The following is a 12797-nucleotide window of genomic DNA, read 5'->3' as shown; positions in this document are numbered from 1 at the left end:
TCTATAAATTATAGCCTATATCGCCATCATTTAAACGCATTCAAGATAAAAACCACCCAAAATTGAGAAATCACCAAAAAAAAGAGATTCAATAAAACCATTTTGTTTTACTGAATCTCACAATTAATCTAAGTTTATATTTCAGAAAGTCTAATACTAAATTTTGAAAATTCAGAAATTAAACCGCTCCAATTACTTTTTAATATTTGGAAATCCTTTTGGTAAAGGAGGCAACTCAAGCACACCTTTAGGGTCCGGGGTTCTATTTGATGTGGTGTTGGCATCTCCATACCAATATACGCCAACCCCGTAACCCATATCGCAATCGGTACCACTCCATACTTCCATATCAAGTTGTAACGAACTTTCAAAAGGCATACCATCTAAAGCGCGATTTCGTGTTTCGGTACTATAGCCCGACGTATTTTTTTCGTTTGTTATTTTTGGATTTAGTTTATTATAAACGTATGAACGCGGCTGTGCATGAAAAGGATGTTCGTAGAATTCGGTACTTCTTCCACCCCAAGAATAGGCGTAATAATCTTCAGTACCTGTTCCGAATATCGATGGGAAATCTTCACCATCTACCCAAATTTTCTCATCACCTTCACCCCACCATCTCGCAACTGGATTCATAATAGTTAATGCATCACCCACATAAACACCACGACCTTTTAAGGTTACATAATTCCAATCGGAAAACGGACGTGTTGGTACGGGGTATTGTCCACGCCATGCCGCATTGAAATACATGCTTTCACTATTCCATGTCCAATCTCCAATAGTTGCTTCCAATTGAACATCTACTGATTTCTTTCCTAAGTTTAAAACGGTAATTTTACCAGACTTTTGATAAGGCATCACCCAACGGCAGGACATGGTGCCATCATCTTCCACTGTTTGATACCAGCCTTTAACGGGATTTAAACCTATTCCTGTTCCGAAGAAATCGCCAATGGGCGTCCAAACGGTTTCTTGACCATCAAATTCCATTTTCAAAACTACAGAACGTGTTATGGCAGGATCTTTATAATCGCCTAATTTAAGAACTATAGAACGCACTGCTGCTGTTCCATTTGGTAATTCAACGGATGCTTCTTTATTAGACCTAAGTTTCATTTTCATCGAAACAATCTCCCCGTCTTTAGTGTTTTGCGGATTTAAAAGTTCCTTTCCTATTTTTTCTGTAAGTGGTTTTGCTTTGTTAAAATCTTCCATCGTGAAGGTTTTTATAGGTGTGCCTTCATCATATTCCCTATATGTATATTGAAAAAAGAATGGTTGTTTTAAAGAGGTTATTTTACAACCTTTTGCATAAGGTATTGGAAAAAATGAAACTCCTGAACGTAAAGACGGATGTGCAAATGGATACGGAAAAATACCTGTACCATCAAAAAGGCTTATCATATTCCCTTCGAAAACAGGTTTTGGGTTTCCATCTAAATAAACACGAATATCTATATCGCTACCTGGCTCCAATTGATTAAGCCATGGCGACCAAACACGAACAATGGCGCCAGGTCCCACATGATCCATAAGGACCCATTCTTTTTCGCCATTGGTTTCTTCTGTTCTAATAAAATGGTGGTCTTCTTCACCTTTATTATAATCATGATTTGTAAACCAACCCACGGAATCTTCTGGTTTAACAGAAGCTCTATTATAACTACTCGCTTGTTTTAATCTGAAATTGTTTTTAGGAAAACGAGCAATGGCATCTCTATCAACCATTTCATTTAATAAGGATTCAATCGTAATTTTTTCTTGCGCAGACACAAGAGCCGATAAGCAAATTACAAAACAGCATACTAAAAAATTGGTCTTCATATATTATAATTTAATTTTACGTAACCCATCTACGTTGAATTTGGTTTCTATATTTTTATAAGTAATCGTAACTGGCACTTCATTATTCAATAAAAGTTCTCCTTGTTTAAACTCCAGCACCACATTACCGATTTCAGAAGCTGAAATTTTATAACCATTGGCATTCAATTGCTTGCCATTACCCATAAATAAAACAAAATCACCATTTTTCTCATTTCCAATCAACGCATAAGTCGCATCCGTAGAAATCTGTTTATATTTTGCTGTTTTATTGTTAGTTGTAGAAAAAACAAAATCTTCTCTACCAGATTTGCTGATAATGTTTAAACCAACAAAATCTTTACTTCCATTTTCATCATCAAAACTTTTTATCGATGTTATACTTTTGCCTTCTGTTGAAGTGAATGGTTCATAAACCGACACAAATGGATGCTCCCATGCTTCCCCAAATTGACGTGCATTGAAGGTTAAATACGGTGCTTTATCAACATCATAAGGCAAACCAGAGTTTCCTTTGAATGCTTTGTTTGGTGGCGATTTCAATGAAAATATTTCTCTATTTTCTGAGCCTTTCATCCATAAATTCATAAATACATCTTCCTCACCTTCAGGTCTATCAATTTTCCATTGTGCTTGATAATCGTTATTCGTTTTAATTGATTTTTTATCCCATTGATAATCGAAAGCATAAAGAAATCCACCAGCAAAAGCCATTTCTTCAGATGGTGTCAAGTTTAATGGTTTTCCATCAGCATCTAAAATTTCCATACTCTGACCTAAATTATGGTAGAAATAATCATGGAACTTATCGCCTTTGCGTTGTTTTTTTGAACGGAAAATATCTACATAATACCCCGTAGTTGCACCTGTTTTTATGGTACTTACCAATCTGCTTTGGTCGCTGCGCGTTTCTGGTTCTAAAAAATACACGTCGGAATATGTGATGTTGGGATAGTAACCATCCTTTTGTTCCGATTTTGGATATTCACCCATTAAATCGAAAGCGTGGTTACTAAACATTTCAGTATATGAAGAAACTCCATCTACCATTACCGTATTATGCGCGGGAAACTGCGAGTAAAATTCTAGATAAATAGGTTGTAAATAACCAGCCCCTTTTCCTGGATCTGCACCTTGTACAAAACCTTTACCGTACAATTCCATATTGATGCCGTTGGCGTGCATGTGGTTTCCTAAAGAAGCATTTAACGAAACCATCATGCCATCTTTACCAGTTCCCATACGTTGCACATGCCAGCTCACATTAGGCGCATAAAAGGTTTGAGTGATGTAATCTCCTATATTTCCTTCCGGATATTTCGGATTGATTTCCAATGGTTTACTCTGAAAAAATGAAGAAATATCAGCTCTTGGTTTTCCTTTTCCTTTTCCTGATCCTTCAGAATCTTTATTAAATAATCGATACAAACCTGTAAATTCTTTTTCTAGGGCCTCATCCTTGTTTTTCTGAGCAACACGTATCAAATCTGTGAAAGCGTCTGTATAAATGTCTCCATAATTTGAATCTCCAAAAGCAACGGTTTGCCCGTTTGGAAACAAATACTGTGGCAACATTTTTACAGCCTTCGGAATTACTAGTGTATAAGGTAAAATGTTGTGATCGAAAGTATTATCGAAATCACTAATAAAATGCGTTAAATCTTTTGTAACCCCTTGTGCATACCCAGGACATTCTGCCCAAACACCCGTATTAAAATCGTAAGCAAACTCCATAAATTTAGTTAACGACCATTGGCGTGCTGAAGTCTTGTTCAATATATAATCTATATAATATTCACGTCCTTTTCCGTCTTCATAATTTTTATTATCCTGCAACACCATGGCCGCTTTTAAAATAGTCTTAGCTTGATGCAAGTTCCAGTTATTTTGTGGCACCCCATTTTTTATGATTTGGTCTGTCCATCTTTTAATGGTTTTATCATACATAGGGATATTTTCAGCATGTGATGCTTCTATATACTGATGTAAATAATCATAAAGTTCTGCTACATCAATGAGAACGTTTTCATGTATTACTTGAAAATTTGTAAACCCAACAAGCGTTTGAATATGCCCATTAAGCAAATCGATGGGTTCACTTCTGTAAGACATACCTTCTAAGTAGGTATGTATAATATCGTAAGCAAATTTAGCATAACGCTCATCATTTTCTAACCAATAAATAAAAGCTGCATCACGCGCTAACTCAATTATTTGTTCATTAATGGAATAAATAATTCTTCCCGTTTTAGAAGGATCTACCCACTCAAAAGGGTTTCCATCTTTACTACGGTTTGGTAAATACAGCCCACGGGGATCATCCATATATGGCAAAATATCTTCTAATTTTGGTGTTCCGTAAGGCGTTGTATAATCTCTAGAGCCTACAAAACGTACTGTAGGCACGGGCGCTTCGCCATCGGCATGTGAATAGTTTATACCATCAACATAAATATTGGTAGATTTTGTTTTCCAATACATTTGCAAGCGAGACACCATCCATTCTGGGTCTTCAACATGACGCTCCACATGAGCATCAATACGATTATGGATACCCTCTAAAACTTCTTTTGCCCACGTTTCTTTTTTGATTGTTTTCTGTAAATCCTTTTTCCCAGATTGGGTAATATACATGCGTGGGTATCCTTCTTCTAAATTATTAGGAAGTGGAATTTGAGCGTGTGACCAATTTCCAAAAGAAATTAATATTATGAATGCTAGGGTCTTTTTCATATGTTTTTGTTTATTATTTTTACTTATCACTAAAACTTAATATTGTTTTTAACTCTGGGTTTCCACCTCTTTTACCACAACCTGAAGCTATGTAAAGTCTCTTTTTATACCAAATAAGTTGGGTTCCATGTCTGCCTTCTGGTAAGCTTGGTAAAGTACTCCATGTTCCTGTTGTGGTATCAAGACACTCTAATTCACTATGGGCTTCATTTTGAACTGTACTTTCACCTCCTGCAAATAGGATGTTATTTTTAATAGTTACGGCCGTACAGCCTGCGCGTTCCGTTGGTACTTTTGATTCCATCGTACTCCATGTTTTTGTTTTAAAATCGAATACATCTACTTCACCTATAGTTAATTCAAAAACCTTTTTTATTTTACCTGAAGTAATTCTACCTCCTAAAACGTACAATTTATCATTACAAACTACCGAAGTGGCATGGTCTCTGGCACGAGGTGCATCTGGAAGTATTTCCCATTTACCTGTTTTAAAATCATAACAATCAAACCAATTAACATGTCCGTCCCAATGCCCATCAATAATGCCACCTGTTAAATAAAGCTTGTTTTTATAGATACTCGCCGTGGTGGAAGCTCTTAGCCTATCCTCTGGCATTTTAAAACTTTTAGACCAAGTATCGTTTTTAGGATTATAAATAAAAACATCTTCCACAGGTGTTTCGTGAGGATATTTACCCGTATGAGCCCCTGCAACATATACATTTCCTTTATAAGACACCCCTTGAAAATGATGCAGTTCGATAGGTGGTTTAGCACCTGAAGTCCATGTATAAGTTTTTGGATTGAAGATAGAAACCTCTTGAATACGGCGACCCCCTAACAAATAGAACTTACCTTCAACTTCTACGAAAGCAGCTTCATGACGTTCAACTGGTTCTCCTGTACAATTTAATGTTTCCCAATGATAATCATCAAAAATTTGAGCTGACAACTTTTGATTTAATCCTATTGTAAGACATATGAATATAAAAAAGGAAGCACGCATCATTTCTTGATTTAAAGGTTTATATAAAGTTTTAAAACTCTATCTACTATGAATTTTTTCATTAATTGGAAAAATTCTATCTTTTTCGTTTAAACACGCAAGTTCTTATTTTTAGAATAGATTAACTATAAATTATGTCTCATTAACTATAAATTATGGGCGTTTTCATATCCAATAAGTATTGTATAAAAGCACTTTATAACATATGCATATATTTTATGACGCATAAGCTTATTTTGAGCTTAGATAAAAAACAAAAAAGGCCACTTGTTTAGAGCGACCTTTTAGTTCTAATAAACCAAAATAGTTTTAGTTATTACTTTTTAACAATCTTTTTAGTGGATACACTTTCGCCTGAATAAATCCTGGCAATATATATTCCAGTTGGGAAATTTGACAAATTTAATGTTGTATTCCTGTTTTTTATACTACTTGAAATAAGGATTTTTCCTGTTATATCCAATAATTCAACTTTTCCTGAAACTGATTTTCTAAATTGAATATTAAGAACACCTGATGTAGGGACAGGAAATATAGTAATATCTTCCTCTAAAACAACATCATTGGTATTAAGCGTCATGCTAGTAAATGAAAACCTAGTGTATGAACCATTACTATCAGTTTCAACAATATCTACATAGGTATCAACACCACGCAATCTTTTATCGTTTTTGTTGGTAATATGAAATAAATCGCCATCATATAAATCAAATCGCCATTTTGCTGAATCATCTGTAACTGTACTTGCTTGCATTATTGAAACCGATCCATCATTAGCTGTAACCCTAGGTTTATCACCTCCGCCAACACAATCCATGTAATAATAACCAGATTCTGAAGGAACAGGAGTAAATTTCCATTGCGCGGTGGTAGTTGAAGCGGTTTCTGCTAGCATTAATACTTCATTTCCTCCATCTGCACCTAATCTAGCAGTCCATCTTGGATTATTAATCAAATATATGGCACTAGGATCAGGAAAAGTAACGGTTTCACCACAATCCACCACATTGTTACTTGTTCCATTATCAGTAATTTCTCCACAAGATTCCCCAGTAACATTAGAACTCATGGCATCTAAAACCACAGGAAAATCGGTTTGATTATTAAGAACCAAATTTGATGCTGTAAGCGGATTTTGATTAAATGGTTCGCCTAATACCCTTACATTGTTTTTATCGCCACCCACTTGAATTTTAAGATTCGCGTTTGGATCGTTGCCATGCAATGTAATATTATGAGCAGAACCTCCTATATAAGCTACGGTACCACTACCGTTATAATAAGGACCTTCAGCAGGCAAGACATTAATATCTATATCGGTGTTTTTATCACTTGAATACGCAAAACTTAATACAGGACCATACTGAGCATCGCCACTACAGTTTATAACGGTTCCACTTCCTATAGAATACCCTTGTTCACATCCTATTAAGGTAACATTTTCAACATGTTTAGTACCAGTAGCGTGTACCAAAGTAACACCTGTTCTTGCATTTTTAATAGTACAGTCTTTAACTGTTGGATTATCGGTACCTCTTTGAATTTCTACACCATCGATATAGGTTGTGCCTGCATTGTAAGCTCTAATGCCTCCTTCTTGCAAACTCATCATGTAACCAGGTGGGAGCCTGTAACCCCAATCCGTCATAAAATCTACATTATCTGCTGGACTACCTGTATTTTCTTCTAACAGCATATCATCAGTTGTTCTCATTTCTCCTTCAATGTAGCAACCCTCAATAGTAGGATAACTGGCAGCTTGCATAAAAACGATATGACCATAAGAACGGGAAATTATATTACAATCTTTAAGATGATTGCGCAGACCCCTGATTAAAACCCCTGAATGTTTATTATGAGCAATAACTGCACCTCCCCCTTTGCCAAAGGCATCACCATAACCATAAGGATAAGAACCCCTAACCGTTAGATTAAAACCCTCTATCCTATTATCTCGTCCATCCATTATTATAGACTGAGCCCTATCACTTGGCGCTGTTGTACCTATATCTTCAATAGTTAAATTTTTAAGGACGTTGTTGTTTCCCAATATTTGGAGTTCGTTAACTTCATTATTACCAAATTTTGTAAGCACCAACGTGTTAATGCTAATTTTAACATCGGTAAAATCGTAAGTGCTATCTGAACCCTCAAAAAGAAATAAAGGATTAGAAAATTTTCCTGCGGTAATATCAAATGCATTTATGGAATAATCGCCTGGAGCTAATTTAACATCTACATTATCGAGTTTTAAATAAGGCAATAAATCTTCTAAAGAATTTACAGTTATAGTTTGGGCCTCCAATTGCTGTATAAACAGGGCCAAAAATGCAATAATAATTGTTTTTACGAAAGTGTATTTTTTCTTCATAATTTAGTTTTCTTAGTGTTTTTCAAAAATACAAACCAATACCACTTTAAATTATAACATATGTTGTATGAGTTATAACTTAAAGCCCTTTTAACAAAAAAGCACTTTCTTAAAAATTAAAAAACTGCTTTTTTCTGATTATTTTTGTATGATTTAATTACTTTTTAGCTTTTTTATGGATTGACGTTTTATTCTGAATAATTCAGTTAAAGAACAATTGATTAATTTAGTTTGACTTTAACCAACTTCTTTTGAAGCATCATAACTTCCGTTTTTTACTGCTTTCATTCACAATTAATCACGAATTCCTTTGGAACTGAATAAACTAAATGTTGCCATGCGTTGCCATTTGAATACAACTTTAGAGGTCGGTTGAAAATTTTCAACCAAAGCTGTTTATTTTGAAAGAGAATGTATAAAAAAACCATTGAAGACAACATAAAAACTGTTGCAACAATGTTATTGTATTTTTTTTGAAATAGCTTTTAAATCATGATTCAATGCATATAAACTATGATAATTTTCTATTTTAATGCTTTCTTAATCGCTTCCTGTACCAAAGGTTCCATAACATCATAACCCGCCGCATTTGGGTGAACCGTATCACGACCTAATTCCTCTTTCAAACCCTTATTGCCATTAACCATAGGTGTATAATAATCTAAATAAACAACATTATGTGCGTTAGCATATGCTTTTATGAGTTTATTTAATTCAATAATTTTATCTGCTGGCACCACAGAAGGACTCCAAGAATAACTAGATGCTGGTAACACAGAAGCCAGAACAACTTTTATATTATTTGCTTTGGCTAATTCTACCATAGAGAAAATATTTCCTGCAATACGTTCGATACTAATAGCGCCTCTATTACCTGCGATATCATTAGTACCTGCTGAAATAATCACTGCCTTTGGCTTTAATTCTATAACATCGGGCCGAAACCTTAATAGCATTTGTGCACTCGTTTGCCCACTAATGCCTCTGTTTACATAAGATGGATTCGCTTCAAAAAATTGACCATGATCTCTGGTCCAATTATCTGTAATGGAGTTACCAATAAACACCACGCGCTGTTCGTTTTTTGTTGGAGTTTTTAATTCGGCATTTGCTTTTCTATAACGGTCTAAATTTGCCCAATCTTCAGTGGGTGTTAATTCAATTTTTAGAACTGTTGGCAAATCTTCTGGAGCTTCGCTGGGTAAAAAAACAGTTAAATTCCCATCGACCAATTGTGTTTTTAATTTTTTATCCCCATCATTTAAGAAAGCGGTTCTTACATTCATTTTTCTAGAAATAATTAATTTTCCGTCTTTAGGCCAATTATAAACATGAGCGTAAATAAAATCATCTTTTTTAGTGTAATGTCCCCAAGTGGGTTTTTCAAATGTACTCTCAGATGAGCCATAAATCGTTTCTTCATTGTCAGAAAGTTTTTTAGTTTCCTGAGCATAAACAGTACTTAAGGTTACCATTGCAAATAATGCAAATAAAATTGATTTGATAAATATTTTCATTTTCTATGATTTAAAATCTTTCAACTAGTATTGCGTTTTATCCGCTGGGTGTAATTTATGAAAATCCATTTTTATTTAAAACTCATAAGTCAATTAAAAACTAAATGTCAGTCTGTCCCGATAGCTATCGGGATGTCGAATACTTTATAAAAAAAACATTTCGACGAGTTCAATGTGCCAATTAGTACAAATTTGGCTATTTTGTATTATTAAATCCAACGGGGTGAATTTTCTTTTTTAACTAATCTCGATTAAAAGATGATTTTCAAAATACTAAAAAAATAACATCGCAGATAGCGTTTAAAGCCACTACAATGTTATTTTTCCTAAGTAATTTACTTTAATTTCTATTTCGCTAACTCTATTTTCACTACAGTAACAGGATTGTCTGGTGCTAACATAGGTACTTCAACTAATACTTCACCAGATGTTCCCAAAGCTTTTAATTCAACACCTGGATTCGTTAATAAAGTTACTTTTTTAAACTTAATATCCTTATTAAGCTTTAACAAGCCGTCTTTTGGCCATTCGAAAACATGTGCATATAATACACCATCTTTTTTAGTGTAACGTCCCCATTTAGGTTTTTCATAAGGACTTGCAGAAGCGCCATAAATAGCCTCTCCGTTTTTCTTAGTCCACTGCCCCATCGCATTTAAACGACGAATGCTTTGTGAAGGAAATCTTCCATAACCATCAGGACCAATATTTAATAAAAAGTTACCACCTTTCGATACAATATCGACTAACTTCTCAATTAAATCTTGACTGCTTTTCCAGTTATTATCGTCTGGCTTATATCCCCAAGTGCCGTTCATGGTCATACATGCTTCCCAATCAGAATCGATACCAGTATCTGGAATTTCTTGTTCGGGTGTTCCAAAATCTCCAGCAAACTCCCCTGGATGATTGTTCATACCGTCCATTCCCGTTCTACCTTTATCCACTCTATTATTTACAATGGTGTTTGGTTGAATATCACGAATGAATTTATAAAGGTCTTTACCCATTTCAGTCGTATAATCTGAAATCCAATCGCCATCAAACCAAACCACGCCTACATCTCCGTAATTTTTCAATAATTCACCTACTTGAGGTTTCATATAGTTTTCATAATATTTTGGAAATTCTGGATTAACAACTGATGGATCGTCATGTTGTGAAATGTTGTAATTTGGATATAAATTTCCTTGTGCTTGTGGATGATGCCAATCTACAATAGAGTAGTAAAAACAAAACACAATGCCTTGTTTTTTACAAGCATCAGATAATTCTTTTATAATATCTCTTTTGAATGGTGAGGTATCCATCACATCATATTTTGACACTTTAGAATCCCACAAACCAAAACCTTCATGGTGTTTAGAGGTAATTACAATGTACTTCATCCCAGCATTTTTTGCCATGGTTACCCAAGCATCTGCATCAAACAATTGTGGGTTGAACATTTTTGGAAATTTCTCGTAATCCTCAATAGTATAGTCCAATTTATCCATGGCCCATTCGGCACCACCTCCAGCAATTTTTGTACCGCGTTCTCCACCAATTATTGAGTATGCTCCCCAGTGAATAAACATACCAAATTTGGCATCGCGCCACCACGCCATACGTTCGTCATCTGATAATTTTTTTACATTTTTTGATTGTGCAAAACTTGTGTTCACACTTAAAATTGCAATTAATGCAAGTATACTTAACCGCCTTAATATTTTCATTTTATTCTTTTTTATTGTTAATTCTATTTTTATTTTATGTTGATTGTGATATAGACAATATTTTTAGTGCTATGATTTTGATTATTTATTCTTTACTTCCTTCTTTATATTTATCTAGACTGATTTGCATATCTTTAACGACATCAGGGTATTGCAAATAAAGATTTGTAGTCTGCGAGATATCTTCTTCAAGATTATAAAGTTGTGCTGGTGGCGCATCTTTTTTCATTTTGCCATTTTCAATATCGCTATTAATTTCTCCTGCAAAAGATATGGCCGCAGGGCCTCCAAAACCATGTGAACCTTCTTTCGCCGAATTAAATCCTCCTCCTCCTTTAGCTCCTATATACAACCAGTTTCCTTTACGAATGGCAAGATGAGAACTATTTTTAGGTGCTAAAAGCACTTCGTTTCTTATTTGCTTATTCGTTTGTCCTGTAATTGCTGCCAACATATTTTTACTATCCTGTCCTTGCCCTTTTTCCAATTCTTGTCCAGTAAGTTCCGCGATAGTGGCAAGCATATCCACGTTACAAATTAGCTGATTAGATACCTCTCCAGCTTTTATTTTATTAGGCCAATGAGTGATAAAAGGAATACGATTACCCCCTTCCCAAGCATCAAACTTAAATCCCAACAATTCACCATTCATTTTATGACCTTGTTTCCAAGCCTTTTGTCCGGTGGCATTAAACATCCCACCATTATCACTTGTAAATATTACCAAAGTATTTTCAGCTACTCCCATTTCTTTCAAGGTGTTCATAACCTCACCAACAATCCAATCTAACTCATGAACAAAGTCTCCGTATAACCCACTTTGACTCGTTCCTATAAATTGTGGTGCTGGTGTAAATGGATGGTGGATGTTTGTTGTAGCAAAATACAGAAAGAAAGGTTTGTCTTTTTGCTCTTTCATCCAACCGAGGGCTTTCTCTTTTAAATGAGTACCAACTTGTTCATCAACATATAATGCATGCGCCTTATCTGCTCCTCCAATGTCATCTAAATTCATTTTTTCAAAAATTTCTTTTGTTTTGGCTTTTTTTCCGTAAACAAAAGGGTCATCTTCTGTAAGTCCAACTACATTGTGATTTTCAACATATACAAATGGAGGATGACTATTCACCACAGGAACACCGTAGTAATAATCAAAACCAAGCTCATTAGGACCAGGAGCTAGTGGTTTATTCCAATCTACTGGCTTTGTTGTTCCAAAACCAAGATGCCATTTTCCAATACATGCTGTTGAATAACCTGCTTTTTTTAGTAATGAAGCCATTGTTTCCTTTTTGGTATCTATCACTAGTTTGTCTTTAAGAAAAATAGGACTGTCTAAACCTCCTTTTCTAATAGGATATTCTCCTGTAAGTAAGGCATATCGTGATGGGGTGCAAACAGAAGAGGCTGAATGTGCATCTGTAAACATTCTCCCTTCTTTTGCTAATTTATCGATATTTGGTGTTGCTAATTTTGTTGCGCCATAGCATCCCAAATCGCCATAACCCAAATCATCAGCATTAATCAACACAATATTAGGAAGTTCTTGATTTACTTGTGCAAAGCAAAGTTGACTCCATATTGAGATAACACAAAATATTAAAAAGGTCTTTTTGTAATGCATGATT

The 12797-nt window shown here is 34.9% G+C and carries 7 protein-coding genes; all 7 read right to left on the bottom strand.

Going from position 1 to position 12797, the window contains the following annotated elements; translation table 11 throughout:
- Window positions 1-192: 192 nt before the first annotated feature.
- A complete protein-coding gene (locus EV196_RS10375; protein ID WP_207902847.1) occupies window positions 193-1827 on the bottom strand; it encodes a glycoside hydrolase family 172 protein in 1635 nt (544 codons plus the stop codon).
- Window positions 1828-1830: 3 nt separating this feature from the next.
- Window positions 1831-4560, bottom strand: coding sequence for a hypothetical protein (locus EV196_RS10370; protein WP_132217688.1), 2730 nt, complete (start codon window positions 4558-4560; stop codon window positions 1831-1833).
- 19 nt (window positions 4561-4579) lie between these two features.
- The gene (locus EV196_RS10365; protein WP_243652223.1) at window positions 4580-5512 is read right to left on the bottom strand and encodes a Kelch repeat-containing protein; all 933 of its coding nucleotides are present in this window, start codon (window positions 5510-5512) and stop codon (window positions 4580-4582) included.
- Window positions 5513-5882: 370 nt separating this feature from the next.
- Window positions 5883-7937 (bottom strand): T9SS type A sorting domain-containing protein, encoded by a 2055-nt coding sequence (locus tag EV196_RS10360; RefSeq protein ID WP_132217686.1) that lies wholly within the window; start codon window positions 7935-7937, stop codon window positions 5883-5885.
- 524 nt (window positions 7938-8461) lie between these two features.
- Window positions 8462-9454: a GDSL-type esterase/lipase family protein gene (locus tag EV196_RS10355; protein WP_243652222.1), complete on the bottom strand. Its 993-nt coding sequence runs from the start codon at window positions 9452-9454 to the stop codon at window positions 8462-8464.
- A 347-nt stretch (window positions 9455-9801) separates the two neighbouring features.
- Window positions 9802-11169, bottom strand: a complete 1368-nt coding sequence (locus tag EV196_RS10350; RefSeq protein WP_132217685.1) for an alpha-L-fucosidase — start codon at window positions 11167-11169, stop codon at window positions 9802-9804.
- A gap of 85 nt (window positions 11170-11254) precedes the next feature.
- Window positions 11255-12793 carry a sulfatase family protein gene (locus EV196_RS10345; RefSeq protein WP_132217684.1) on the bottom strand — a complete coding sequence of 513 codons (1539 nt, stop codon included), beginning with the start codon at window positions 12791-12793 and terminating at the stop codon, window positions 11255-11257.
- Between the last annotated feature and the right edge of the window lie 4 nt (window positions 12794-12797).

The organism is Mariniflexile fucanivorans (assembly GCF_004341235.1).
Taxonomy (GTDB): Bacteria; Bacteroidota; Bacteroidia; order Flavobacteriales; family Flavobacteriaceae; genus Mariniflexile; species Mariniflexile fucanivorans.
Note: the sequence above shows the minus strand (reverse complement) of the source record. Positions and strands in the feature narration are given on the sequence as shown.